At 71.5% G+C, this 24,819-nt stretch carries 23 protein-coding genes and 1 riboswitch; of the genes, 19 read left to right on the forward strand and 4 right to left on the reverse strand.

Features of this window, described 5'->3' with window-relative positions; all coding sequences use genetic code 11:
• Nucleotides 1-4 precede the first annotated feature (4 nt).
• The 6 genes from hpnH (at nucleotide 5) to ACF07B_RS14210 (ending at nucleotide 6,504) form a co-directional block, all read left to right on the forward strand.
• A complete protein-coding gene (gene hpnH, locus ACF07B_RS14185; protein WP_362399692.1) occupies nucleotides 5-1,027 on the forward strand; it encodes an adenosyl-hopene transferase HpnH in 1,023 nt (340 codons plus the stop codon).
• 4 nt (nucleotides 1,028-1,031) lie between these two features.
• The gene (gene ispG, locus ACF07B_RS14190; RefSeq protein WP_384239976.1) at nucleotides 1,032-2,189 is read left to right on the forward strand and encodes a flavodoxin-dependent (E)-4-hydroxy-3-methylbut-2-enyl-diphosphate synthase; all 1,158 of its coding nucleotides are present in this window, start codon (nucleotides 1,032-1,034) and stop codon (nucleotides 2,187-2,189) included.
• 27 nt (nucleotides 2,190-2,216) lie between these two features.
• On the forward strand, nucleotides 2,217-4,169 hold the full coding sequence (gene dxs, locus ACF07B_RS14195; protein ID WP_392179154.1) for a 1-deoxy-D-xylulose-5-phosphate synthase: 1,953 nt from the start codon (nucleotides 2,217-2,219) through the stop codon (nucleotides 4,167-4,169).
• Nucleotides 4,166-5,566 carry an aspartate aminotransferase family protein gene (locus ACF07B_RS14200; RefSeq protein ID WP_392179155.1) on the forward strand — a complete coding sequence of 467 codons (1,401 nt, stop codon included), beginning with the start codon at nucleotides 4,166-4,168 and terminating at the stop codon, nucleotides 5,564-5,566. The genes dxs and ACF07B_RS14200 overlap by 4 nt, the downstream gene beginning before the upstream one ends.
• A gap of 156 nt (nucleotides 5,567-5,722) precedes the next feature.
• Nucleotides 5,723-6,361, forward strand: coding sequence for a helix-turn-helix domain-containing protein (locus ACF07B_RS14205; RefSeq protein ID WP_369485701.1), 639 nt, complete (start codon nucleotides 5,723-5,725; stop codon nucleotides 6,359-6,361).
• Between the two features lie 26 nt (nucleotides 6,362-6,387).
• Entirely contained in the window at nucleotides 6,388-6,504 is a 117-nt protein-coding gene (locus tag ACF07B_RS14210; protein ID WP_037618597.1) for a DUF6126 family protein, read from the forward strand.
• Between the two features lie 22 nt (nucleotides 6,505-6,526).
• Here ACF07B_RS14210 and ACF07B_RS14215 read toward each other — a convergent pair whose 3' ends face one another.
• Nucleotides 6,527-7,324, reverse strand: coding sequence for a tyrosine-protein phosphatase (locus ACF07B_RS14215; protein ID WP_369485702.1), 798 nt, complete (start codon nucleotides 7,322-7,324; stop codon nucleotides 6,527-6,529).
• A 640-nt stretch (nucleotides 7,325-7,964) separates the two neighbouring features.
• Nucleotides 7,965-8,122: riboswitch (cyclic di-AMP (ydaO/yuaA leader) on the forward strand.
• Nucleotides 8,123-8,126: 4 nt separating this feature from the next.
• Here ACF07B_RS14215 and ACF07B_RS14220 point away from each other — a divergent pair.
• Both ACF07B_RS14220 and ACF07B_RS14225 read left to right on the forward strand, forming a co-directional pair.
• Nucleotides 8,127-9,041 (forward strand): peptidoglycan DD-metalloendopeptidase family protein, encoded by a 915-nt coding sequence (locus tag ACF07B_RS14220; protein ID WP_392179156.1) that lies wholly within the window; start codon nucleotides 8,127-8,129, stop codon nucleotides 9,039-9,041.
• A 271-nt stretch (nucleotides 9,042-9,312) separates the two neighbouring features.
• Nucleotides 9,313-10,098, forward strand: coding sequence for an SGNH/GDSL hydrolase family protein (locus tag ACF07B_RS14225; protein WP_392179213.1), 786 nt, complete (start codon nucleotides 9,313-9,315; stop codon nucleotides 10,096-10,098).
• Between the two features lie 261 nt (nucleotides 10,099-10,359).
• Here the strand turns inward: ACF07B_RS14225 and ACF07B_RS14230 are convergent, their stop codons facing one another.
• The 3 genes from ACF07B_RS14230 to ACF07B_RS14240 all read right to left on the reverse strand — a co-directional run bounded on the left by ACF07B_RS14230 (nucleotide 10,360) and on the right by ACF07B_RS14240 (nucleotide 13,923).
• A complete protein-coding gene (locus tag ACF07B_RS14230) occupies nucleotides 10,360-10,980 on the reverse strand; it encodes a TetR/AcrR family transcriptional regulator (RefSeq protein WP_369485704.1) in 621 nt (206 codons plus the stop codon).
• A 145-nt stretch (nucleotides 10,981-11,125) separates the two neighbouring features.
• A complete protein-coding gene (locus ACF07B_RS14235; protein ID WP_369485705.1) occupies nucleotides 11,126-12,307 on the reverse strand; it encodes a Glu/Leu/Phe/Val dehydrogenase dimerization domain-containing protein in 1,182 nt (393 codons plus the stop codon).
• Entirely contained in the window at nucleotides 12,304-13,923 is a 1,620-nt protein-coding gene (locus tag ACF07B_RS14240; RefSeq protein WP_392179157.1) for a thiamine pyrophosphate-binding protein, read from the reverse strand. The genes ACF07B_RS14235 and ACF07B_RS14240 overlap by 4 nt, the downstream gene beginning before the upstream one ends.
• A 405-nt stretch (nucleotides 13,924-14,328) precedes the next feature.
• On the opposite strand from ACF07B_RS14240, the gene ACF07B_RS14245 reads away from it, so the two are divergent.
• The 11 genes from ACF07B_RS14245 (at nucleotide 14,329) to ACF07B_RS14295 (ending at nucleotide 24,773) form a co-directional block, all read left to right on the forward strand.
• Nucleotides 14,329-15,546, forward strand: coding sequence for an MBL fold metallo-hydrolase (locus tag ACF07B_RS14245; protein ID WP_392179158.1), 1,218 nt, complete (start codon nucleotides 14,329-14,331; stop codon nucleotides 15,544-15,546).
• A gap of 346 nt (nucleotides 15,547-15,892) precedes the next feature.
• On the forward strand, nucleotides 15,893-17,962 hold the full coding sequence (locus ACF07B_RS14250) for an ATP-binding protein (RefSeq protein WP_392179159.1): 2,070 nt from the start codon (nucleotides 15,893-15,895) through the stop codon (nucleotides 17,960-17,962).
• 95 nt (nucleotides 17,963-18,057) lie between these two features.
• Nucleotides 18,058-18,492 carry a roadblock/LC7 domain-containing protein gene (locus ACF07B_RS14255; protein ID WP_328445767.1) on the forward strand — a complete coding sequence of 145 codons (435 nt, stop codon included), beginning with the start codon at nucleotides 18,058-18,060 and terminating at the stop codon, nucleotides 18,490-18,492.
• A gap of 2 nt (nucleotides 18,493-18,494) precedes the next feature.
• Nucleotides 18,495-18,866 carry a DUF742 domain-containing protein gene (locus ACF07B_RS14260; RefSeq protein ID WP_362399878.1) on the forward strand — a complete coding sequence of 124 codons (372 nt, stop codon included), beginning with the start codon at nucleotides 18,495-18,497 and terminating at the stop codon, nucleotides 18,864-18,866.
• Nucleotides 18,844-19,443, forward strand: a complete 600-nt coding sequence (locus ACF07B_RS14265; protein ID WP_362399658.1) for an ATP/GTP-binding protein — start codon at nucleotides 18,844-18,846, stop codon at nucleotides 19,441-19,443. Before ACF07B_RS14260 ends, ACF07B_RS14265 begins: the two co-directional genes overlap by 23 nt.
• Entirely contained in the window at nucleotides 19,440-20,027 is a 588-nt protein-coding gene (locus tag ACF07B_RS14270) for a GAF domain-containing protein (RefSeq protein ID WP_392179160.1), read from the forward strand. Before ACF07B_RS14265 ends, ACF07B_RS14270 begins: the two co-directional genes overlap by 4 nt.
• Before the next feature lie 374 nt (nucleotides 20,028-20,401).
• On the forward strand, nucleotides 20,402-21,430 hold the full coding sequence (gene tdh / locus ACF07B_RS14275; RefSeq protein WP_369485842.1) for an L-threonine 3-dehydrogenase: 1,029 nt from the start codon (nucleotides 20,402-20,404) through the stop codon (nucleotides 21,428-21,430).
• 19 nt (nucleotides 21,431-21,449) lie between these two features.
• Entirely contained in the window at nucleotides 21,450-22,643 is a 1,194-nt protein-coding gene (locus ACF07B_RS14280; protein ID WP_392179214.1) for a glycine C-acetyltransferase, read from the forward strand.
• Nucleotides 22,644-22,721: 78 nt separating this feature from the next.
• Entirely contained in the window at nucleotides 22,722-23,627 is a 906-nt protein-coding gene (locus ACF07B_RS14285; RefSeq protein ID WP_328672776.1) for a LysR family transcriptional regulator, read from the forward strand.
• A gap of 40 nt (nucleotides 23,628-23,667) precedes the next feature.
• Nucleotides 23,668-24,240, forward strand: a complete 573-nt coding sequence (locus tag ACF07B_RS14290; protein WP_392179161.1) for a helix-turn-helix domain-containing protein — start codon at nucleotides 23,668-23,670, stop codon at nucleotides 24,238-24,240.
• Entirely contained in the window at nucleotides 24,240-24,773 is a 534-nt protein-coding gene (locus ACF07B_RS14295; protein WP_392179215.1) for a GNAT family N-acetyltransferase, read from the forward strand. The genes ACF07B_RS14290 and ACF07B_RS14295 overlap by 1 nt, the downstream gene beginning before the upstream one ends.
• Nucleotides 24,774-24,819: the final 46 nt, after the last annotated feature.

The raw sequence follows: 24,819 nt of genomic DNA on the forward strand, positions 1-24,819 counted from the left end.
CCGTATGGCCATGCCGCTTCGGCAGTCCATGAAGGTCGCTGCGTACCTGTTTGAACAGAAGCTCAGGAAGCGGGACAAGTTCGCCCTGCTCGTCGAGTTGGAACCGCTCTTCGCCTGCAACCTCGCGTGCGAGGGCTGCGGCAAGATCCAGCACCCCGCCGGTGTGCTCAAGCAGCGCATGCCGGTCGCCCAGGCGGTGGGCGCGGTCCTCGAATCCGGCGCGCCGATGGTGTCCATCGCCGGCGGCGAGCCGCTGATGCACCCTCAGATCGACGAGATCGTCCGTCAGTTGGTGGCGAAGAAGAAGTTCGTCTTCCTCTGCACCAACGCGATGTTGCTGCGCAAGAAGATGGACAAGTTCACGCCCTCGCCGTACTTCGCCTGGGCCGTCCACATCGACGGGCTGCGGGAGCGGCACGACGAGTCCGTCGCGAAGGAAGGCGTCTTCGACGAGGCGGTCGCGGCGATCAAGGAGGCCAAGCGGCGCGGCTTCCGGGTCACCACCAACTCGACCTTCTTCAACACCGACACCCCGCAGACCATCATCGAGGTGCTGAACTACCTCAACGACGACCTCAAGGTCGACGAGATGATGCTCTCGCCCGCCTACGCCTACGAGAAGGCCCCCGACCAGGAGCACTTCCTCGGCGTCCAGCAGACCCGGGAGCTGTTCAAGAAGGCCTTCGCGGGCGGCAACCGGCGCCGCTGGCGGCTCAACCAGAGCCCGCTCTTCCTGGACTTCCTGGAGGGCAAGGTCGACTTCCCGTGCACCGCGTGGGCGATCCCGAGCTACTCGCTCTTCGGCTGGCAGAAGCCCTGCTATCTGATGAGCGACGGCTACGTGCAGACGTACAAGCAGCTCCTGGAGGAGACCGACTGGGACTCCTACGGCCGCGGCAAGGACGACCGGTGCGCCAACTGCATGGCGCACTGCGGCTACGAGCCGACGGCGGTCCTCGCCACCATGGGCTCCCTCAAGGAATCCATCCGGGCCGCCCGCGAGACCTTCACGGAAAGCCGCGGGTGACGTCATGACCGCCGTTTCCCTGGGCCTCCCAGAGGTACCGCTCCGGCCGATCGCGGAGCGCCGTGTGTCGCGGCGGATCCAGGTCGGAGCGGTGGCGGTCGGCGGCGGGGCGCCGGTGTCCGTCCAGTCGATGACCACGACCCGTACGTCGGACATCGGCGCCACACTCCAGCAGATCGCCGAACTGACCGCGTCCGGCTGCCAGATCGTCCGCGTCGCCTGCCCCACGCAGGACGACGCGGACGCGCTCGCGACCATCGCCGAGAAGTCGCAGATCCCGGTGATCGCGGACATCCACTTCCAGCCGAAGTACGTGTTCGCGGCCATCGACGCCGGCTGCGCGGCGGTGCGGGTGAACCCCGGCAACATCAAGCAGTTCGACGACAAGGTGAAGGAGATCGCGCGCGCCGCGAACGACGCCGGAATCCCGATCCGGATCGGCGTCAACGCCGGCTCGCTCGACCGGCGGCTGCTGGAGAAGTACGGCAGGGCGACGCCCGAGGCGCTCGTCGAGTCGGCTCTGTGGGAGGCCTCTCTCTTCGAGGAGCACGGGTTCCGGGACATCAAGATCTCGGTCAAGCACAATGACCCGGTCGTGATGGTCAACGCCTACCGGCAGCTGGCCGCCCAGTGCGACTACCCGCTGCACCTCGGCGTGACCGAGGCGGGTCCGGCGTTCCAGGGGACCATCAAGTCGGCCGTCGCGTTCGGGGCGCTGCTCTCCGAGGGCATCGGCGACACCATCCGGGTCTCGCTGAGCGCGCCGCCGGCCGAGGAGTGCAAGGTCGGCATCCAGATCCTGGAGTCCCTCGGACTGCGGCAGCGGCGGCTGGAGATCGTCTCCTGCCCGTCCTGCGGGCGTGCCCAGGTCGACGTGTACAAGCTGGCCGACGAGGTCACGGCCGGACTGGAAGGCATGGAGGTCCCGTTGCGCGTCGCCGTCATGGGCTGCGTCGTCAACGGTCCCGGCGAGGCACGGGAGGCGGATCTGGGGGTCGCCTCCGGCAACGGCAAGGGGCAGATCTTCGTCAAGGGCGAGGTCATCAAGACCGTCCCCGAGTCGAAGATCGTCGAGACGCTCATCGACGAGGCGATGAAGATCGCCGAGCAGATGGAGAACGACGGCGTCGCGTCCGGGGAACCGGCCGTCACCGTGAGCTGATCAGCACGGACCGAGAGGGGGCCCGACGTGACGATTCTGGAGAACATCCGGGGACCACGCGACCTGAAGGCGCTGTCCGAGGCGGAAATCGGTGAACTGGCCGAAGAGGTGAGGGAGTTCCTGGTGCACGCGGTCGCCAGGACCGGCGGTCACCTCGGACCCAATCTGGGAGTGGTGGAACTGTCCATCGCCCTCCACCGGGTCTTCGAGTCGCCCTTCGACCGCATCCTGTGGGACACCGGCCATCAGAGCTACGTACACAAACTGCTGACAGGGCGTCAGGACTTCTCCAAGCTGCGTGGCAAGGGCGGCCTCTCCGGCTATCCCTCCCGCGAGGAGTCCGAGCACGACGTCATCGAGAACAGCCACGCCTCCACGGCGCTCGGCTGGGCGGACGGGCTCGCCAAGGCCCGGCAGGTGCAGGGCGAGAAGGGCCACGTCGTCGCGGTCATCGGCGACGGCGCGCTGACCGGCGGCATGGCCTGGGAGGCGCTGAACAACATCGCCGCGGCCAAGGACCGGCCCCTGATCATCGTCGTCAACGACAACGAACGCTCGTACGCCCCCACCATCGGAGGCCTCGCGAACCACCTCGCGACCCTGCGGACCACCGACAGCTACGAGCGGGTACTCGCCTGGGGCAAGGACGTCCTGCTGCGCACCCCCCTCGTCGGCAACACGATCTACGAGTCGCTGCACGGCGCGAAGAAGGGCTTCAAGGACGCGTTCGCGCCCCAGGGCATGTTCGAGGACCTCGGGCTCAAGTACGTCGGCCCCATCGACGGTCACGACGTGGGAGCCGTGGAGTCCGCGCTGCGCCGGGCGAAACGCTTCCACGGGCCCGTGCTCGTCCACTGTCTGACGGAGAAGGGGCGCGGCTACGAACCCGCGCTCGCGCACGAGGAGGACCACTTCCACACGGTCGGCGTGATGGACCCGCTCACCTGCGAGCCCCTCGCGCCGTCCAACGGCCCTTCCTGGACCTCCGTGTTCGGCGACGAGATCGTCAGGATCGGCGAGGAGCGGGCGGACGTCGTGGCCATCACGGCGGCCATGCTGCGTCCAGTCGGGCTCGGGAAGTTCGCCGAGCGGTTCCCCGACCGGGTGTGGGACGTCGGCATCGCCGAGCAGCACGCCACGGTGTCCGCGGCCGGACTCGCGACCGGCGGTCTGCATCCCGTCGTCGCCGTGTACGCGACCTTTCTCAACCGGGCCTTCGACCAGCTCCTCATGGACGTCGCGCTGCACCGCTGCGGTGTGACGTTCGTCCTCGACCGGGCCGGGGTCACCGGTGTCGACGGCGCCTCGCACAACGGCATGTGGGACATGTCGATCCTCCAGGTCGTACCCGGCCTCAGGATCGCCGCTCCGCGCGACGCCGACCAGTTGAAGGCCCAGCTCCGGGAGGCGGTCGCCGTGGACGACGCGCCGACCCTGATCCGTTTCCCGAAGGAGTCGGTCGGTCCGGTGATCCCCGCGGTGGACCGTGTGGGCGGGCTCGACGTCCTGCACCGGGGCGAGCGTCCCGAGGTCCTGCTCGTCGCGGTGGGCGTCATGGCCCAGGTCTGCCTCCAGGCCGCCGACCTGCTTCAGGCCCGCGGCATCGGCTGCACCGTCGTCGACCCGCGCTGGGTCAAGCCCGTCGACCCGGCGCTGCCGCACCTCGCCGCCGAACACCGGCTCGTCGCCGTCGTCGAGGACAACAGCAGAGCCTCGGGCGTCGGCGCCGCCGTCTCGCTGGCCCTCGGGGACGCCGAAGTCGACGTGCCCGTACGGCGGTTCGGCATCCCCGAGCAGTTCCTCGCGCACGCCAAGCGGTCCGAGGTGCTCGCCGACATCGGGCTCACGCCCGTGGAGATCGCCGGACGGATCAGCGCCGGACTGGCCATCAGGGACGAGCGGGCCAAGGCCGCGTACGAGCCGATCGAGGCCGCCGACCGGCCGGCCGAGGAAGAGTCGTCCAAGGAGAAACAGGAATGACCGACCCTGCCCAGAAGGGGGAGTTCGACCTCGGCGCGCTCCTCGCCGAGCGCGGAGCCGAGCGCTACGAACTGCACACGAAGTACCTGAACCACCAGCTCCCGCGCATGCTGCACACCATCGGCTTCGACAAGGTCTACGAGCGGGCCGAGGGCGCGCACTTCTGGGACGCCGACGGCAACGACTACCTGGACATGCTCGCCGGATTCGGGGTGATGGGCCTCGGCCGCCATCACCCCGTCGTCCGGCGGGCGCTGCACGACGTCCTGGACGCCTCGCTCGCCGACCTCACCCGCTTCGACTGCCAGCCGCTGCCGGGCCTGCTCGCCGAGCGGCTGCTCACCCACAGCCCGCACCTGGACCGGGTGTTCTTCGGCAACAGCGGTACGGAGGCGGTCGAGACCGCTCTGAAGTTCGCCCGGTACGCCACCGGCAGGCCGCGGATCCTGTACTGCTCGCACGCCTTCCACGGACTGACCACCGGCTCCCTGTCGGTGAACGGCGAGGACGGCTTCCGCGACGGCTTCGCACCGCTGCTGCCCGACACGGCCGTGCCGCTCGGCGATCTCGACGCCCTGGAAAGGGAGTTGAAGAAGGGCGACGTCGCCGCGCTCATCGTGGAACCCATCCAGGGCAAGGGCGTCCACGCGTCCCCGCCCGGATATCTGCGCGCCGCCCAGGAGCTGCTGCACCGGCACAAGGCACTGCTCGTCGCGGACGAGGTGCAGACCGGCCTCGGCCGGACCGGGGACTTCTACGCCTACCAGCACGAGGAGGGTGTCGAACCGGACCTGGTGTGTGTCGCCAAGGCGCTCTCCGGCGGCTATGTGCCGGTGGGCGCGACCCTCGGAAAGGACTGGATCTTCAAGAAGGTCTACTCCTCCATGGACCGGGTCCTCGTGCACTCCGCGAGCTTCGGCTCCAACGCGCAGGCCATGGCGGCGGGTCTCGCGGTGCTCTCCGTGATGGAGAACGAACAGATCGTCGCGAACGCGCGCGTCACCGGAGAACTGCTCAAGTCCCGGCTGGCTGCCCTGGTCGACCGCTACGAACTGCTCAGCGAGGTGCGCGGGCGGGGACTGATGATCGGCATCGAGTTCGGCCGGCCCGCCTCGCTCAAGCTACGCGGTCGCTGGACCATGCTCCAGGCCGCGCGCAAGGGCCTGTTCGCGCAGATGGTCGTCGTCCCGCTGCTCCAGCGGCACCGCATCCTCACCCAGGTCTCCGGCGACCACCTGGAGGTGATCAAGCTGATCCCGCCGCTGGTCATCGACGAGCGGGACGTCGACCGGTTCGTGGAGGCCTTCACCGCGGTGATGGAGGACGCGCACAACGGCGGCGGGCTGATGTGGGACTTCGGGAAGACGCTGGTGAAGCAGGCGGTGGCGAACCGCTGAGACCCGGCCGGACCGGCGCGCCGCCGCGAGGCCTCGCGGGTGCGGCCGGCGAGGCGGCCCCGGCGCGGTCGGGCATGGTGGAGCGTGTCCGGCCAGGCATTTTGCCTCTGGGGCAAGAAAATTGCCCCAGAGGCAATTGTTTGGCTCAATGGTCCTATGAGCCCCGCCGACCCAGGGACGGCCGACGAGCCGTCCGCCGAGCTGCACGCCGTGGCGCCCCGGCTCCGCGCCCTGCGCCGCAGCGCCTCCCTCACGCTGGAGGCCGCCGCCCGCGCGGCCGGACTCTCGCCCGCCCATCTTTCCCGGCTGGAGACCGGGCAGCGCCAGCCCTCGCTGCCGATGCTGCTCACGCTCGCGCGTGTCTACGGTACGACGGTTTCGGAACTGCTCGGCGAGGCGGTCCCCGACCGTGACGCGATCGTACGGGCCGCCGACATGGAAGCGGCCCCGGCGGGGGGCTGGACCTACTGGCAGGCGGGCGCCGCGGCCCGCGGCATGCAGGCGCTGCGCGTGCACGTCCCGTACGGTTCGCAGGGCGACATCGTGCGCGTCCACCCGGGCGAGGAGTGGCTGTACGTCCTTGGGGGGCGGCTCAGTCTGCGCCTCGGGGACACAGCGCACGTCCTCGCGCCGGGAGACAGCGCCCACTTCGACTCGCTGACCCCGCACCGCATCGCCGCCGCCGAGCGCGACGGAGCCGAGCTCCTCTTCGTACACACCCTGCTGCAGAGCCCCGTCGCCGCGCTGTGCCTCGGGCCGGCGACCGGCCACCCCACCTCGGGAGAGACGTCATGACCGAACCCACAGAACGCCACCGCTCCATGGAGGACAGGTTCCCGCGCGCTCTGTGGGTGCGGCTGATCATCTACGTCGCCGTCGGCCATCTGTTCGCGGCCTTCATCTACCTGCTCTTCACGCTGGGCGCGCAGAACCAGTAGGGGCCCGGTCCCGGCGGGCGGCTCAGTCCAGGAGCCGCCCGCGCAGGCGGTCCCGCAGCTCCGGCGTCAGTCCCAGTCCCTGCTCCAGATAGACCTCGACGCTGCCCCAGGTCTCCTCGATGGTCTCGAAGGCGGCTGTCAGATACGCGGCCCGCGCGTCGAACAGCGGGCTGAGCAGTTCCATCACCTCGGGGGAGTAGGCACCGGCCGAGGAGCCGTTGCGGTGCACCTTGTAACGGCGGTGGGCGGCGTTCGACTCCAGGTAGTCGGCCACGATCGCCTCGCGCTCGACGCCGAGGGCGAGCAGGGTGACCGCGATGGACAGCCCGGCGCGGTCCTTGCCCGCCGCGCAGTGCATCAGCGCGGGCACGCTGTCGTCGGCCAGCGAGCGCAGGACCTCGGAGTGTTCGGCCGTGCGCTCCTTGATGATCGTGCGGTAGGAGTTGATCATCCGGTTCTCGCCCTTGCCGTCGCCGAGAATCGCGCGCAACTGGTCGAGATCGCCGTCGCGGACCATCTTCCAGAACTCGCTGCCGTCCGCCGGGTCGCTCAGCGGGAGGTTCACGTTCCGCACGCCCGGCAGTTCGACGTCCGGGCCCTCCAGCTTCTGGTCCGCGGCGTTGCGGAAGTCGAAGATCGTGTGGAGTCCCAGGGACGAGAGGAACGCGGCGTCCTCCTCCGTGGCGTGGGCGAGGTGGCCGCTGCGGAACAGGTGCCCATGACGCACACGCCGGCCGTCCACGGTGGGCAGTCCGCCCACGTCGCGGAAGTTACGCACTCCGCCGAGCTCGGGCTCGGTCGACGGGACCTGCTGCGTCACGGGGGCTCCTCCCATTCGGCCGCCGGCGTCGCCGGGCTGGACTCGGCGCCGCTCGTCGGCAGTTGTACCGGCTCGCGCTCTCGACGATACGACATGGGTTCCTCGGGCAATGAGTTGTCCACAGGCGACCCCTTCCGGACGGAACGCCCTGGAGACGGCACTTTGCGCCGCCCGGTGTCGAATGATTGTTCGAATGACGGGGCGGGTCGATCGCGTACCCCCGGCCGCTTCGGCCTCATGGGGCAATTGCGATGAAAAGCGGCATTGGCGTGCTCCGTTATGTGCGCCATTTCGACCAGGGGTCCGGATGTGATGGATATCCGCCGATGCTGCATCTGTCTGTTCTGTCCGAATAGGCACCTTAGTGACAACTAGCCCTGGAATAGGGCGCCCTGGGCCGAGTCGCGTGAGGAGCGTCATATTCGTGACGATGCGTTGCCGTCCTCCTATCTCAACACCGGTCACTTTCCCGGGGGTTGAGAGGGCCGGAAGATCGTCACTCCACGGAGGGTGACGGCGGTTTCCGCATGGATCAAGAAAGGCGAGCGCACAGAAACCGCACATAGTTGTCGACGCGCTCTCATGTCGCTTACGTTCTGCCTCAATCCGGACGGACGCCCAATCCTGCCGCCGCCCGGAATCCGCACACTCACCCGTACACGGCAGGAGCGGGGGACCCACAGGTTCCGCGCCTGGTCCGATTTCCGGAACAGGCTAGGGGTACAGCCGCGCAGCAGCGCGGCCGGGCATCTCCAGCCCGCACCCGACAGCTCACCCCGCAGGCGCCGGAGAGGAAATCGTCATGCCCGCGAAGGGTAAGCACCGCCGTCCCAAGTCCCTCCGTTTCACCCGCTCGATCGCCGTGGCCGGAACCGGTGGCGCCGCACTCGCGCTGCCCCTGATGGGGGCCACCGGCGCCCACGCCGCGACCCCGGCCACCGCCGTCGCGCAGCATGTCGAGAAGGCGGCGACCGCCGCTCCCGTGAAGAAGGCCGCCAAGGCCGCCACGACGAAGACGTACGCGGTGAGGTCGGGCGACTACCTCTCGAAGATCGCCGACGAGCAGAACGTCAGCGGCGGCTGGAAGAAGATCTACGCCGACAACCGCTCCGCCATCGGCGGCGACCCGTCGCTGATCCACCCCGGTCTGAAGCTGTCGCTCGGCAAGAAGGCCGCCGTCGCCCACTCGGCCACGCACACCGCCACCCGGACGACCACCTCGGCGAAGTCCGGCCAGGCGGCCCCGGCCACCGACCCGACCCCCTCCACCAGCGCTTCCACCGACAGCGCTTCCACCGCCGGCTCTTCCGGCTACACCCTGCCGGTCGCGAGCAGCTCCGTCGGCACCGGTTACAAGGTGGCGGGCAGCATGTGGTCCAGCGGCTACCACACGGGCGTGGACTTCGTGGTCCCGACCGGCAGCACGCTCAAGTCCATAGCCGCGGGCACGGTCGTCTCCGCGGGCTGGGGCGGCGCCTACGGCAACCAGGTCGTCATCCAGCACGCCGACGGCAAGTACTCCCAGTACGCCCACATGTCGTCGCTGTCCGTCTCCGCGGGGCAGACCGTGACCGAGGGGCAGCAGATCGGTCTCTCCGGCGCGACGGGCAACGTCACCGGACCGCACCTGCACTTCGAGATCCGCACCACGCCGGACTACGGCTCCGACGTCGACCCGGTCGCGTACCTGCGCTCGCACGGTGTCGCCGTGGGCTGACACCCCCCGCCTCCTGCTCCTGACGGCAGGAAGATCTCCGAAGGCCGGACCCCACGATCCCCTGGGTCCGGCCTTCGGTGCGTCCGTGGCGACGGCCTCTGGGTGATCGCTGCTCCAACGCCCTTGTCTCAAGCCTTATTCCGGAGTTGACCAATGCTTGGCGAGTGGCTTATCTCACCGGTCGTCAACCCTTCCCTACGGTCGCGTAGCTCACATCAAAAGGTGAATCATGCTCCATGTGGCAGACGATTCGAAGAGTGACAACAGATCAGTGATCGGGTCGTACGTGGCGGTGGGGGACAGCTTCACCGAGGGCGTCGGCGACCCTGGGCCCGACGGGGCGTTCGTCGGCTGGGCCGACCGGTTCGCGGTACTTCTCGCGGACCGCAGGCCCGAAGGCGACTTCGATTACACCAACCTCGCCGTGCGCGGCAAACTGCTCGACCAGATCGTCGAGACCCAGCTCCAGAGGGCCAAGGAACTCGGCCCGGACCTGGTCTCGTTCTGCGCCGGCGGCAACGACATCATCCGCCCCGGCACCGACCCCGACGAGGTCGCGGAACGCTTCGAGCGCGCGATCGCCGACCTCACCTCCGCCGTGGGCACCGTCCTGGTGACCACCGGCTTCGACACCCGTGGCGTCCCCGTGCTCAAGCACCTGCGCGGCAAGATCGCCACGTACAACGGACATGTGCGTGCCATCGCGGACCGCTACGGCTGTCCCGTCCTCGACCTCTGGTCCCTGAAGACGATCCAGGACCGCCGCGCCTGGGACGGTGACCGGCTGCACCTCTCGCCCGAGGGGCACACCCGGGTGGCGCTCCGTGCCGGACAGCTCCTCGGCCTGGAGGTCCCGGCCGACCCGGACCAGCCCTGGCCGCCGCTGCCGCCGCGCGGCACGCTGGAGGTGCGCCGCGACAACATCCAGTGGGCGCGCGAGTACCTCGTCCCGTGGATCGGACGGCGGCTGCGCGGGGAGTCCTCGGGCGATCACGTCGCGGCCAAGGGCGCTCTCTCCCCGGACGACATCAAGCTGCGCATCGAGTCGGTGGCCTGAGACGGCACCGGCCCGGTCGGCGGGCCCGGTCGGACCGGTCGGGACCGGTACCCGGGCGCCCGGCCGGCCTGGTCAGGGGCCCGTGGCACCCTGGACCGGACGGGGATCATTGGACCGGACGGGGATCAGGGCACCGGACGGGGATCAGGGCACCGGTCGCTCCCGGCGAGATCCGGGACGACGGCCCGTACGGCGGTCCGAGCCGGGGAGCGGGGGAAGCGCGGTACGGGGCCGGGAGGCCGGGACCGGACGCCGTGCCCGCTATCGCACCGCCGCCATCAAGGCCGCGCGCTCCAGGCCCAGTTCGCGGGCGAGTGCCTCGTCCGCCCATTCCTGGGTCCGCGCCCGTGACACCGCTCCGGAGTACGCCGTCATCTGGACCGCCAGTCCGTCCAGCAGCGCAGTGAGCCTGAGGGCCGTGCTCGTGGGGTCCGGGCAGTGGAACTCGCCGGCGGCCACGCCCTCCGCGATCACCTCGGTCATCGCGGCCTTCCACTGCCGGTCGAGATCACGGGTGACCTCGCGCAGCGCGGGTTCCCGCAGGGCGACCGCCCAGCCCTCGATCCACAGGCGCCAGCCCTTGGCCTGCCCCGTCGGCGCGTACCAGCGGACGGCGGCCCGAAGGCGCCGCAGCGCCGTCGTACGGCGGCCGAGCAGCTTGCGCAGATGGGCGAGGTCGTCCTCGGCGGCGTAGGTGAACGCGGCGGCGACCAGCTTCTCCTTCGTCGAGAAGTGGTACAGCACCAACGCGTTGCTCACGCCGAGGGCCGAGGCCACGTCGGCGATCCGTACCGCCGCGACGCCTCGCGCCTCGATCTGTTCGACGGCGGCCCGCAGCAACTCCTCACGCCGCTCCGCCACGCTCAACCGGACTCTCGCCACGCGGCAACCCTACACAGCCCTTTCGGCGGAAGCCCCGACAGGAGCGGGGGCGGCCCGGACCGGCACCCGCCGGCCCGCCCGCCGTCGGCCGGCGAACGGACGGCCGGCCCTGACGCGACCCCCCTCGGGCCCGGAGCCGTGTTCCTCAGCGGTACCAGCCGAACCGCTCCGCGATGACCGGCAGCCGGTCGGTGACGATGGCGTGGGCGGCGGCCCGCGGGGTCGTGCCGTCGGCCTCCGCGCGCGCGAGCGTCCGGTCGATCAGGGCGCGCATGGAGCGCCGGGTGTGGGCGAACGCCTCGTCCGCGTCGGCGCCGATGTCGCCGAACAGGGTCCACCACCACCAGGCGTTCGTACCGGAGTTGACCACGACGTCGGGCAGGACGGTGATGCCGCGCGCAGCGAGCGACCGCTCCGCGTCCGCCAGGACGGGCATGTTGGCCGCCTCGACGATCCAACGGGCCTTGATCCTCTGCTGGTTCGCCGCGTCGATCGCGTACGAGACCGCGGCGGGTACCAGGACCTCGGCATCGGCGGACAGCCAGGCGTCACCGTCGAGTTCACGGTCGGCCGGGCGCAGTACCGCGCGGTCGACCGTTCCGTACGCGTCCCGTGCCGCGAGCAGCGCCTCGACGTCGAGGCCGTCCGGGTTCGCGATCGTTCCCTTGATGTCGGCGACGGCCACGATCCTGAGTCCCGCGCGCGCGAGGAAGCGCGCGGTGGCCCCGCCCATGGTGCCGAGCCCCTGCACGGCGACACGGGTGCCCGCGTGCGGTGTCCCGGCCCGGTCCAGCGCGGCGAGCACCGACTCGGCGACACCGCAGCCGCCGACCAGTTCGTCGAGGCCGATGCCGTCCACCTCGACCGCGAAGGCGTCCGCGAGCCGCTCGCGGGCCGCCGCCTCGTCGTCGAGCAGCGGGTACACGGCCTGGATGGACGAGACGAGGCCGGCCTCCGCCGCGGCCCGGTCGACCAGGTCCTGGGTGAGCCCGAGATCCTCACCGGTGGTCCAGAAGGCCTCGATGGAGGGACGCATGGCGCGCAGATAGCGCACCAGCAGGCCGTACGCCGCCGGGTCCTGGGGATCGCAGTCGATCCCGCCCTTGGCGCCGCCCAGCGGGATGTAGCGCCCCTCGGGGTTGTAGTGCAGCGCCTCTTTCATGGTCATGCCGCGGGCGAGCCCGGCGACCTCCTCCAGCGTGCAGCCGGGCCGCATCCGCAGACCGCCGCTGGAGACGCCCCGCACGAGCCGGTCGACGACGAGGAATCCCTGACGGCCGGTGACATGGTCCGTCCAGGTGAGCGTCATCAGGGGGGCGGCGGTCATGGGGTCTCCTCGGGGACGGCGATCAGGGTGGGGCCGGGGGTGCGCAGTGCCTCGGCGAGGGCGGTGCTCAGCTCGTCCGGGGTGTGGGCGTGCGTGCCCTGCCCGCCGTAGGCGCGGGCCAGGGCGGGCAGGTCGACCGGAGCGAGGTCGACGGCCGTCGGCGTGTCACCCCGGGCGGCCATCTCGTCGCGGATCTCCCCGTAGCCGCCGTTGTCGAACACCACGACGGGCAGCGGGAGGCCGAGCTGTACCGCGGTCGCCAGTTCCTGCACGGTGAACTGGAGGCCGCCGTCCCCGCTGAGCGCCACGACCTCGCGGCCGGGGCACGCCGCCTTGGCTCCGATCGCCGCGGGCAGAGCGTAGCCGAGCGTGCCGAAGCCGGTCGGGTGAAGATAGCGGCCCGTGGGACCGAGCGGGAGGTGGGGGAGCGCTCCGTAGTAGCAGCACCGGGCGCTGTCCGAGGTGATCACGGCGTCGTCGGTGAGGACGGAACGGACGGCCCGCAGGTAGGGGATCCACCGGGCGTCGCGCCCGGCGGTCTCGGCGTTCCGCGCGGCCCGCAGCGCCGCCGCCCGCCGCACGGGGTTCTCGACGGGCACGCGCGCGTGCCCGTCCGTGCCGCCGTGCCGCCCGACGGCGGCGAGCAGGGCCGTCAGGGAGAGCCGCGCGTCGCCGACGACGGCGAGGTCCGCGGCGAGCCCCGCGTACATCTGGTCCGGGTCCAGGTCCACCCGGATGAGCGTGCCGTTCAGGGTGGGCGGCGCGGACCAGAAGTCGGACTCGGCGAGTTCGGTGCCCACGGCGAGGACGGTGTCCCGTTCCGCGAGCCAGTTCCGGACCGAGGGGCTGTGCAGCGACACCCCGACGGCCAGCGGATGGGTCTCCGGGACGATCCCCTTGCCGTTGGCCGTGGTCAGGACGGGAGCGCCGAGCCTCTCGGCGAGGGCCAGGCCCGGGACGGCCGCGCCGCGCGCCCCGCCGCCGAGCACGAGTGCCGGACGGCGGGCCTCGCGCAGCGTCTCGGCGGCCCGCTCCACGGCGAGGGGCGCCGGAGCGAGGGGAACGACGGGAGGGGTGACGCGCACGGGGCCGGTCTCCTCGGCGCTCTCCAGCAGATCGAGGGGGATCTCGATGTGCGCGGGGCGCGGCCGGCCGGTGCGGAACAGGGTGAAGGCGCGGGCCACCGCCGCGTCGATCTCGGCGACCGAGGACACCCGGTGGCTGAACGCGGCCACGCCCCGCAGGGCCTCCGTCTGACTGCGCGTCTCGTGCAGCAGGCCGCTCGCGAGCCGGGGGTGACGCAGAGGCATCCCGGGGGAGACGACGAGCAGCGGCACGCTGTCCGAGTAGGCCTGGCCGACGGCCGCCGCCGCGTTCAGCAGGGCGGGTCCGGTGGTGGTGATCACGACACCGGGACGCCCGGTCGAGCGCGCGTAGCCGTCGGCCGCGTATCCGGCGCCCTGTTCGTGACGCGTCAGGACGTGCCGGATGCCGTACGCGGACAGGTGGCGGTAGATCTCCAGGTTGTGCGTGCCGGGAATGCCGAAGGCCCGCGTCACAGCGTGGGCGGACAGGGCCCGGACGAGGGCTTCGCCGCCGGTGAGCGTCTCACCCATCACAGGCTCCGTGCGTACGGGGCGCCCGCGGCCGTCGCCGGTTCGCAGGGGAGGTCGGACACGGTGTCTCCAGACGTGGACGGGCCGGCGCGGCCCTCGGACCATCGGTACGAGTACCTGCCTACTGAATCACGAGTCAGTATCGGAACGGGTGCCGGGCCATGTCAACGCACGGGATCGACGGCGCCGGGAGACACCGCGACGACCGGTCGCGAGGGGCGGCCCGGCGCCGGGGGCGCGGCCGTGCCCGGAAACACGCCGCCGGAGCGGAAGAAGGGGGGGTGCGTCGGGGTTGAGCAGATACGGACCCAGGGCCACGGACGACGCGTTGTGACCGGGGTGACCCGGCGCTGTCAGAGGCGACGACCATAATGAAAGCCTGACCGACTCCATCTGGAGGTATCCGTGACCGGTTTCCGTACCCTGAGCTCCGGGCTCCGCGCGCTGCGGCCCGCCGCCTTCGGCGCGGATCCGGCTGGTGCGCGCATGCGGCGCATCCGCAATTCGCCGAACTTCGCGGACGGGGTCTTCCAGAACCCGGAGACCGCCCGGACCCGCCCCGACGGCTCGATGGTGGAGTTCGCGAAGGTCTACTTCCGCAGCGAGGAGCGCGCCCACCGCTCCCCGGCCGGGACCGTGCCGGTGCACGCGACGACACTCGCCGACCTGGCCAGGCCCGCCGCGACCGGTCTGCGGCTCACCTGGATGGGGCACTCCAGCGTCCTCGCCGAGATCGACGGCCACCGGGTGCTGTTCGACCCGGTCTGGGGCGAGCGCTGTTCCCCGTTCCCCTTCGCCGGTCCCAAGAGGCTGCACCCGGTTCCCCTGCCGCTGGCCGCGCTCGGCCCGGTCGACGTCGTGGTGATCTCGCACGACCACTACGACCACCTGGACATGCCCACGATCAAGGCGCTGGCCGGCACGGACACGGTGTTCGCGGTGCCGCTGGGCGTCGGAGCGCATCTGGAGCACTGGGGCGTCTCGGCGGACCGGATCCGTGAGCTGGACTGGCAGGAGTCGACGAAGGTCGGCGGGATCGCGCTGACGGCGACGCCCGCGCGCCATTTCTGCGGGCGCGGCCTGCGTAACACCCAGCACACCCTCTGGGCCTCCTGGGTCGCCGAGGGCGACAGGCACCGGATCTACCACAGCGGCGACACCGGCTACTTCCAGGGCTTCAAGGACATCGGCGCCGCCCACGGCCCGTTCGACGCCACGATGATCCAGATCGGGGCATACAGCGACTTCTGGCCTGATATCCACATGACGCCCGAGGAGGGGATGCGTTCCCACCTGGACCTCCAGGGCGGGCGGCCCTCCGGAGTGATGCTGCCGATCCACTGGGCGACGTTCAACCTCTCCACCCACGCCTGGAGCGACCCGGGAGAGGGCACGCTGGCCGCCGGGCGCGCTGCCGGGGCGCGTGTCGCGCTGCCCCGCCCGGGAGAGCCCTTCGAGCCCACCGCCGGGACCGTCCCCTCCGAGCCGTGGTGGCGCGGCGTGGCGCGTGCGCCGAAGGGTGGCTGGCCGGCCGTCGAGGAGGCCGTCGCCGACACGCCGGGTGACGTCGCCGGTGGCGCGGCGGAAGGCACCGGAGAGCCCGAAACGGTGTCCGCGGGCTGATCCACCGATCTGCGGCGAGGGCCGGCGAGCATCATGCTCGCCGGCCCTCGCTGTTTGCTTGCGACCGCTTCTGACCAGCTCTGATCGGAACCGGAGCCCCGCGCGAACGCGTGTCCGACAGGGTTATCGGTCAGCCGTGCGACGCCTCATACCAGAGCGGGACGCTACCTGGCGGACTTTGTCAACAGCCCACCGCACCTGATGCGTTGGCGACTACTGTCAGTTGCCGACGGGCGACGCAGGGCCGATTTTTGCGGCTCTCTCGACCGGCACCGCGACGGGGCACGCCCGCGTCGCGGAACCGCGGGAGCTCCACGCCCCCGACGCATCCAGTACGAGGACGCCGATGTCTCACCTTCGCGCACCGGCCGCACGCGCAGACCGCCGCGAGGGCGGGCGGCACGGTCGACCGGCCGCCCGCGCCACCCTCGCGCCGCCCGAGACGCACCTGCGGCCCCAGCTGCTGCGCCTCGCGATCCTGCCGCCGACCGCCGTGGCCCTCAGCGCGTGCGCCGCCGTCCTGTTCACCGTCCGCTCCACCGGTGCCCGCCCCGGCCCCGTCCTGTGGGCCGTCCTCGCCGGAGCGGTCGCCGTGGCCCTGGCCGGCATCCTGATCGCCGCCGTGGCCGCGGACCGCGCCGCCACCTCCGTACGGGAGCGCGTAGGAGCCCTGCGCCGCACGAGCGCCCGCACCGAGTCCGAACTGCACGACGTCGTCGAGGGGCTGCGCCGCGGCGAGGACCCGCCCGCGCGCAGGAAGCGCCGCCGCCCGCCCGCCGACGCCGACGACTTCGAGCTGCTCGCGGCCGACCTCTCCCGCGCCCACGACGGCGCCGTCGCGGCCGTCGTGCAGGCCGCGCAGCTCTCCAGCCGGACGGGCGACGACCAGAAGGTCGAGGTGTTCGTCAATCTGGCCCGGCGCCTTCAGTCCCTCGTGCACCGCGAGATCTCCCTGCTCGACGAGCTGGAGAACGAGATCGAGGACCCGGACCTCCTCAAAGGGCTCTTCCACGTCGACCACCTGGCCACCCGCATCCGGCGCCACGCCGAGAACCTGGCCGTGCTCGGCGGCGCCGTCTCGCGCCGCCAGTGGAGCAACCCCGTCTCCATGACCGAGGTGCTGCGCTCCGCGATCGCCGAGGTCGAGCAGTACTCGCGGGTCAAGCTGGTGCCCCCGATCGACGGCACCCTGCGCGGCCACGCGGTCGCCGACGTCATCCACCTGCTCGCCGAACTCGTCGAGAACGCCACCCTGTTCTCCGCCCCGCACACCCAGGTGCTGCTGCGCGTCGACCTCGTCACCTCGGGACTGGCCATCGAGGTGGAGGACCGCGGACTCGGCATGCAGACGGCCGAACAGGACCGGATGAACGCCCTGCTCGCCGACCCCGACCAGGTCAATGTCGCCGGCCTGCTCCAGGACGGCCGCATCGGGCTGTTCGTGGTCTCGCAGCTCGCGCGCCGGCACGGCATCCACGTACGGCTCCAGAACAACATCTACGGCGGTGTCCAGGCCGTACTCGTGGTCCCGCAGGGCTTGCTGGGCCCGGTGCCGGGCGCCATCGAGGACGCGGGCACGGCACAGGCGCCGCCGAACGGGACGGACGGGGTGCACCGGCCGGCCCTCGGACCGGGGTCCGCGCACCCGCCGCCGTCGCAGGTCCCGGTGCTGTCCGCCGGCCGCCCGGTGGCCCCCGTGGTGCCACGGCAGTCGTCACGCGAGCTGTCTCGTGGGCCGTCACCCGAGGCCTTTCCCGAGCCCGTACGAGGGGAACGCACGCCTCCGCGTGGCGCGGACGCGCCGGCCGGGGGGCGCGGTGCCAAGCCGCTCCCGGTGCGCGGCGCCCGGGTGGAGCGGCCCAATCCGGCCGAGGCCGTACCCGGCATCCGCCCCGAGGACCGGCTCACCGCCGCGGAGAACGCGGCCATGCCGCCCACACCGCGTACCGGCGTCGTCCGCGGCACCATGGGCAAGCCCAACCTGCCCAAGCGGCGCGCCCAGGAGCACCTCGCCCCGCAGCTGCGCGAAGGGCAGGCGCCCCGCCCGGACCCGGACCACCTCGTCGGACACGACCCGGGTCTGATGGCGGCCTTCCAGCGCGGGATCGGGCTCGCGGAGGCCGCCCCCACGGAGCCCCCGGGCCGGGAGCGGCCGGAACCGTCCCGGATCCCGCCCGCACCGGCCGCCTTCCCGGACCGGGCGCGCCTGGAGGCACCGCCCGGGGACCACGCCGTCCAGGCCTACGGGGACCTGCCCACGGACACCTCCGCCGAGGGCCGCGACCTCCTCGACGTACCCCTGGCGGACGGGGCGCCGGCGGCTCACCCGGGCAGGACGCGCGCGACGCACGCGCCGGCACCGCGAGGAGCCCACGACCGCACCACCCGGCACGACGGGAGCCCACCGGCCGGATGACCACCCCCACCCCCACCCCCACCCCCACCCCCACCCCCACAACACCCCATCCCACCGCTCCCTCAGACCTTCGTACCCCAAGGAGTCGATCCCCCATGGCGAGCGATGCGCCGACCGGCCACGTATCCGACCTCGACTGGCTGATGAGCGGCCTTGTCCAGCGCGTACCCCACACCACGAGCGCGGTCCTGCTCTCCAGCGACGGGCTCGTGAAGTCGGTCCACGGCCTCGACCCGGACAGCGCCGACCACATGGCGGCGCTCGCCTGCGGCCTCTACGCCCTCGGACGCAGTGCGGGTGTGCGGTTCGGGGACGGCGGTGAGGTGCGCCAGGTCGTGGTCGAACTCGACTCGACCCTGCTGTTCGTCTCCACGGCCGGCTCCGGCACGTGTCTCGCCGTGCTCGCGGGCCGCGAGGCCGACGCGGCCGTTCTCGGCTACGAGATGGCGATGCTCGTCAAGAGCGTCCGCCCCTATCTGGTCACCGCGCCCCGGCAGCACGCCGTCGAACCCTCCGCGATGAGGTCTTGAGCGTGGCCGCGGCCGGCGACGGGCCCTGGCTCGATGACGCGGCGGGACGCCTGGTGCGCCCCTACACCGTCAGCAACGGCCGCACCCGGCCGAGCACCGCGCTCGACCTCCTCTCCCAGGTCATGGCCACCGGGGCCACACCCCTCGGCTATCTCGGCCCCGAGCACGGCCAGGCGCTCGAACGCTGCCGGGCACCCGTCTCGGTGGCGGAGGTCGCCGCCCATCTGAAGCTGCCGGCGGCGGTCACCAAGGTGCTGCTGTCGGACCTCGTCGACTGCGGGGCGCTGACCACGAAGCCCCCTCAGTTCCACCACAACCCCACTGACCGGTCCCTTCTGGAGGCAGTGCTCGATGGATTACGACGACAGCTCTGACCTGTTCCCCACCGCACTGAAGATCTTGGTGGCGGGAGGGTTCGGGGTCGGCAAGACGACGTTCGTCGGCGCGGTGAGCGAGATCGCGCCGCTCAGCACGGAGGAGTTGCTGACCACGGTCAGCGCCTCGACCGACCGGCTCGACGGGATCGAGAACAAGGTCGAGACGACCGTCGCGATGGACTTCGGCCGCATAACCCTGGATCCGGAACACGTGCTCTACCTGTTCGGCACTCCCGGACAGGAGCGGTTCTGGTTCATGTGGGACGAGCTCTCCGACGGCGCGCTCGGCGCGGTGATCCTCGCCGACACCCGGCGCCTGGAGGACTGCTTCGCGGCCGTCGACTTCTTCGAACAGCGCGGTCTCGCCTTCATCGTCGCGGTCAACGAGTTCGACGGCTCGTACCGCTACGACCCGGCCGAGGTGCGCGCGGCCATCGACCTCGACCCCGGGATCCCCGTCGTGTGCTGCGACGCCCGGATCTCCAGCTCCGGGGTGCAGACGCTGCTCACCCTGGTCCGCCACCTCCTGGCCCACGCGCCCGCCCACACCCCGAGCCATGGAGCCCGTACATGAGTTACGACCCGCCCCGGCCGGCCGGTCGTCTGCTGCTGACACCGCAGGACAGGGACGCCCCGGCCCGGGTGCGGCGGCTGCGCCGGCTGGGCCTCGGGGAGCGCTCCGAGCCCGCCTTCGACGCGTTCGCGGACCAGCTCGCGCGGGTCGCCGCGGCGCCGTACTCGATGGTCAACTTCATCGACGAGCAACAGCAGTTCTTCGCGGGTCTGCACACCCCGGACGGCGGCGCCAGGGGCGCCCGGCTCGTTTCCGGCGTGGACGGGAGCGAGCTCGAACTGGGCCGCTACATGGCCCGGGACCACGGCTTCTGCCCTCATGTCGTGGTGCGCCGCAAGGCGCTCGTCCTGGAGGACGTCTGCGACTACCCGCGCTTCGCCGGAAACCCGGTCGTCGACGAGTTCGGTGTCCGCTCCTACCTGGGCGCCCCGCTGCTCGACCGCAGCGGCATCGCCCTCGGCACCATCTGTGTCGTGGACATCGAGCCGCGCCCCTGGGGAAGGGCGGGCCTGGAGACCATCAAGGCGATGGCCGCCGAGCTGGCCGGGCAGCTCGAACGGCGGGAAGAGGTCCACGGGATCTGACGACGCGCCGGGGCGCGGGTCCGGCCTTGTCGGCCGCCCGGGACCCATCCTGGGACGTATGCCGGGACCCCTCCCTGACGCAGGTGACGAGCCCCCGTGGAACGGGGGCGACGCATGTCCACGTAGTCATGCCTGATGCCACCGTCCCCCACGACGCCTCCTCGCCGCACCGGCCCCCCGGCGGCCGGGCGACCGGCCCCGGGACGGGCCGGGCGACACGGGCGTGAAGGAAAGCTGGGGCCGCGCTTAAGAAATCCTCGATGGACCCAGGGCGCCGTCGTACGGCAGATTCCTGGGTGAATTCACCCCTCTCCCCGGTGCGGGTCCGCTTCGGCGTGCCCTTTCCCGGGACCTCACGCACAGGAGCCGTACGAGTGAAGGCGCTGGTCAAGGAGAAGGCGGAGCCCGGACTCTGGCTCAAGGACGTCCCGGAGCCGCAGGCCGGCCCCGGTGACGTACTGATCAAGGTCCTCAGGACCGGGATCTGCGGCACCGACCTGCACATCCGCAACTGGGACGGCTGGGCGCAGCAGACCATCAGCACGCCCCTCGTGCTCGGCCACGAGTTCGCCGGCGAGGTCGTCGAGACCGGCCGCGACGTCACCGACATCAACGTCGGCGACCGCGTCAGCGGGGAGGGCCACCTGGTCTGCGGCAAGTGCCGCAACTGTCTCGCCGGACGCCGTCACCTCTGCCGTGCCACCGTCGGCCTGGGCGTCGGCCGTGACGGGGCGTTCGCCGAGTACGTCGTGCTGCCCGCCACGAACGTGTGGGTGCACCGCGTCCCGGTCGACCTCGATGTCGCCGCGATCTTCGACCCGTTCGGCAACGCCGTCCACACCGCGCTGTCCTTCCCGCTGGTCGGCGAGGACGTCCTGATCACCGGCGCCGGACCGATCGGCCTGATGGCCGCCGCCGTGGCCCGTCACGCGGGCGCCCGCAACGTCGTCATCACCGACGTCAGCGAGGAACGCCTGGAACTGGCCCGCAAGATCGGTGTCAGCCTCGCCCTCAACGTCGGCGGCTCGACCATCGCCGACGGACAGCGCACGCTGGGCCTGCGCGAGGGCTTCGACATCGGCCTGGAGATGTCCGGCCGCCCCGAGGCGATGCGCGACATGATCGCCAACATGACCCACGGCGGGCGGATCGCGATGCTGGGTCTGCCGTCCCAGGAGTTCCCGGTCGACTGGGCCCGGATCGTCACCTCCATGATCACGATCAAGGGCATCTACGGCCGTGAGATGTTCGAGACCTGGTACGCGATGTCGGTCCTCCTGGAGAGCGGCCTCGACCTGATGCCCGTGATCACCGGCCGGTACGGATTCCGGGACTACGAGGCGGCGTTCGACGACGCGGCCGGCGGCCGTGGCGGCAAGGTCATTCTCGACTGGACCCTCTGAGGACTCTAAGGAACTGATGATGTTCGACTCCGTCCGTGACGACCTGCGCACCACCCTCGACGAGATCCGCGCCGCCGGGCTGCACAAGCCCGAGCGGGTCATCGGCACCCCGCAGTCCGCGACCGTGAACGTCACCGCGGGCGGCCGCCCCGGTGAGGTCCTCAACTTCTGCGCGAACAACTACCTCGGTCTCGCCGACCACCCCGAGGTCGTCGCCGCCGCCCACGCGGCGCTCGACCGCTGGGGCTACGGCATGGCCTCCGTGCGCTTCATCTGCGGTACGCAGGAGGTGCACAAGGAGCTGGAGGCGCGGCTGTCCGCGTTCCTCGGCCAGGAGGACACGATCCTCTACTCCTCCTGCTTCGACGCCAACGGCGGTGTCTTCGAGACCCTCCTCGGCGCCGAGGACGCGGTCGTCTCCGACGCCCTCAACCACGCCTCGATCATCGACGGCATCCGGCTGTCCAAGGCGCGCCGCTTCCGGTACGCCAACCGCGACATGGCCGACCTGGAGGCCCAGCTCAAGGAGGCCTCCGGCGCCCGCCGGAGGCTGATCGTCACCGACGGCGTCTTCTCGATGGACGGCTATCTGGCCCCGCTCCAGGAGATCTGCGACCTCGCCGACCGTTACGACGCGATGGTCATGGTCGACGACTCGCACGCGGTGGGCTTCGTCGGCCCCGGTGGCCGCGGCACCCCCGAGCTGCACGGGGTCATGGACCGCGTCGACATCATCACCGGCACGCTGGGCAAGGCCCTCGGCGGCGCCTCGGGCGGTTATGTCGCCGCCCGCGCCGAGATCGTCGCCCTGCTGCGCCAGCGGTCCCGCCCCTACCTCTTCTCGAACACGCTCGCCCCGGTGATCGCCGCGGCCTCCCTGAAGGTCCTCGACCTGCTGGAGTCCGCGAACGACCTGCGCGTCCGGCTCGCGGAGAACACCGCGCTGTTCCGTTCCCGGATGACCGCGGAGGGCTTCGACATCCTCCCCGGCGACCACGCGATCGCTCCCGTCATGATCGGTGACGCCTCCGTCGCCGGCCGGATGGCGGAGCTGCTCCTGGAGCGTGGCGTGTACGTGATCGGCTTCTCGTACCCGGTCGTCCCCCAGGGGCAGGCCCGTATCCGCGTCCAGCTGTCCGCGGGGCACTCCACCGAGGACGTCAACCGGGCCGTGGACGCCTTCGTCGCGGCGCGGGCCGAACTCGACGCCTGACGGCGTCCGCCCCTCGCCGTCGGGGCGCATACCGGTCCGATGGCCGGAAAAAGGGTGTGACCTGAGAGAATCGGTCGCATGATCGAAGCGCGGCGGCTCCACATCCTCCGTGCGGTGGCCGACCACCGCACGGTGACGGCGGCGGCCGCCGCGCTGTATCTCACGCCCTCGGCGGTCTCGCAGCAGCTGACCGCCCTGGAACAGGAGACGGGCCACCGGCTCGTCGAGCGCGGTGCCAAGGGCGTACGGCTGACCCCCGCCGGCGAGATCCTGCTCGGCCACACCAACGCCGTGCTGGCTCAACTGGAGCGCGCCGAGGCCGAGTTGGCGGCATACAGTTCGGGCTCCGCCGGCACGGTCACCGTGGCCTCGTTCGCGACCGGCATCGGCCTGGTCGTGGCCCCCGCCCTGGCCCGCCTCGCCGTCACCTCGCCCGGGATCCTCGTCCGCGTCCAGGACGCCGAGGGCGACGCCAGCCTGCCGATGGTGCTCGACCGGCAGGTCGACATCGCGGTGGCCGTCGAGTACCGCGGTGCCCCGGACGCCGACGACCCGCGCCTGACGCACGTCCCGCTCTACGCCGAACCCTTCGACGCCGTCGTCCCCGTCACCCATCGGCTGGCCGACGCCGAGGAGGTGCCCCTCGCCGAGCTCGCCAAGGACCCCTGGATCGGTCCGTACCCCGGCAACCCCTGCCACGACGTGGTCGTCCTGGCCTGCGAGAACGCCGGGTTCCAGCCGCGGCTCGAACACTCCTCCGACGACTTCCGCGCCGTCGTCGCCCTGGCCTCCGCCGACGCGGGCGTGGCCCTCGTCCCCCGCTCGGCCCTGCGCGGCATGGAGCTCACGGGTGTGGTCGTGCGCCCCGTGGACGGCGTCGCCCCCACCCGCCGTGTCTTCGCCGCCGTACGCCGTGGCGCCGAGGGCCATCCGCTGATCCGCCCCGTCCTGGAGGCGCTGACGCGAGCGGCGACGGTCGACTGACCTCTCGATCATTTCCCGTATCTGGGATAGCATCCCGTATATGGGAAACGAGGACGATGTCGCCGTCGACGTCCGGCTCGGGGCGCGACTGGCCGAGCTGAGGGCCGAACGCGGCTGGACCCTGGGTGAGCTGGCGGAGCGCAGCGGGATCAGCAGATCGACCCTCTCCCGTGCGGAGCGCGCCGAGATCAGCCCCACGGCCTCGCTCCTGAACCGCCTCTGCCATGTGTACGGGCGGACCATGTCGCACCTGCTCAGCGAGGTCGAACGGGACTCGGCGCTCCTGGTCCGCGCCGCCGACCAGACGGTCTGGACCGACCAGGCCTCCGGATTCGTCCGGCGATCCGTGTCGCCACCGCACTCGGGGCTGCGCGGCGAACTGGTCGAGGGACGGCTCACGGCCGGCGCGGACATCGCGTACGACAGACCTCCCGTGCCCGGCCTGGAGCAGCACATCTGGGTCCTCGACGGACGGCTCGACGTGACCGCGCAGGACATCGAGCACCGCCTCGGCGCCGGCGACTGCCTCCGATTGCGTGTCTGGGGGCCGACGCGCTTTCACTGCCCCGGCCCCGAGGACGTGCGGTACGCGCTGGCGGTGGTGCTGCCGTGATCACCGTCGCCCGCCTCACCGCCGCCGAACTCCACGACGAAGCAGATGAGTTGGCGGGTCTGCTCACCGACACCGTGGACGGCGGCGCCTCGGTCGGATTCCTCGCCCCGCTCGGCCGCGCGGAGGCCGTCGCCTGGTGGCGCGAGCGCGCGGACGCGGTCTTTGCCGGGCACCACGCGGTCTGGGTGGCCCACGTCGGCGGCCGGCTGCTCGGCACCGTCGCCCTCGCCTTCCCGGGCAAGCCCAACAGCCGCCATCGCGCCGAACTCGTCAAGCTGATGGTCCACCGGGACGGACGCGGCCGGGGCGTGGCCCGTACGCTCCTGGCGACCGCGGAGACGGCGGCGGTGGCCGCGGGCGTCACCCTGCTCCATCTCGACACCGAGACCGGAAGCCCCGCCGAGTCGCTGTACCTGTCGGCGGGCTGGACCCGGATCGGGGCGATACCGGACTACGCGGCGACGCCCTCGGGCGAACTCCGACCGACGACGATCTTCTACAAGCGGCTGGGAGCGCTCGCCGACGGTGCCTGACGGGCTCCGGACTCCGGTGGCGGTGCCGGCCGGCGACCTCGGGAGC

The sequence above is a fragment of the Streptomyces sp. NPDC015532 genome (genome assembly GCF_043078065.1).
Taxonomy (GTDB): Bacteria; Actinomycetota; Actinomycetes; order Streptomycetales; family Streptomycetaceae; genus Streptomyces.

Coding starts and splice junctions, on each gene's coding strand:
- ispG (WP_384239976.1), top strand. CDS start 1,032: ATGACCGCCGTTTCCCTGGGCCTCCCAGAGGTACCGCTCCGGCCGATC.
- ACF07B_RS14290 (WP_392179161.1), top strand. CDS start 23,668: ATGGGAAACGAGGACGATGTCGCCGTCGACGTCCGGCTCGGGGCGCGA.
- ACF07B_RS14270 (WP_392179160.1), top strand. CDS start 19,440: ATGAGTTACGACCCGCCCCGGCCGGCCGGTCGTCTGCTGCTGACACCG.
- ACF07B_RS14205 (WP_369485701.1), top strand. CDS start 5,723: ATGAGCCCCGCCGACCCAGGGACGGCCGACGAGCCGTCCGCCGAGCTG.
- ACF07B_RS14255 (WP_328445767.1), top strand. CDS start 18,058: ATGGCGAGCGATGCGCCGACCGGCCACGTATCCGACCTCGACTGGCTG.
- ACF07B_RS14240 (WP_392179157.1), bottom strand. CDS start 13,923: ATGGGTGAGACGCTCACCGGCGGCGAAGCCCTCGTCCGGGCCCTGTCC.
- ACF07B_RS14210 (WP_037618597.1), top strand. CDS start 6,388: ATGGAGGACAGGTTCCCGCGCGCTCTGTGGGTGCGGCTGATCATCTAC.
- ACF07B_RS14280 (WP_392179214.1), top strand. CDS start 21,450: ATGTTCGACTCCGTCCGTGACGACCTGCGCACCACCCTCGACGAGATC.
- ACF07B_RS14235 (WP_369485705.1), bottom strand. CDS start 12,307: ATGACCGCCGCCCCCCTGATGACGCTCACCTGGACGGACCATGTCACC.
- ACF07B_RS14200 (WP_392179155.1), top strand. CDS start 4,166: ATGACCGACCCTGCCCAGAAGGGGGAGTTCGACCTCGGCGCGCTCCTC.
- hpnH (WP_362399692.1), top strand. CDS start 5: ATGGCCATGCCGCTTCGGCAGTCCATGAAGGTCGCTGCGTACCTGTTT.
- ACF07B_RS14265 (WP_362399658.1), top strand. CDS start 18,844: ATGGATTACGACGACAGCTCTGACCTGTTCCCCACCGCACTGAAGATC.
- ACF07B_RS14285 (WP_328672776.1), top strand. CDS start 22,722: ATGATCGAAGCGCGGCGGCTCCACATCCTCCGTGCGGTGGCCGACCAC.
- ACF07B_RS14250 (WP_392179159.1), top strand. CDS start 15,893: ATGTCTCACCTTCGCGCACCGGCCGCACGCGCAGACCGCCGCGAGGGC.
- ACF07B_RS14220 (WP_392179156.1), top strand. CDS start 8,127: ATGCCCGCGAAGGGTAAGCACCGCCGTCCCAAGTCCCTCCGTTTCACC.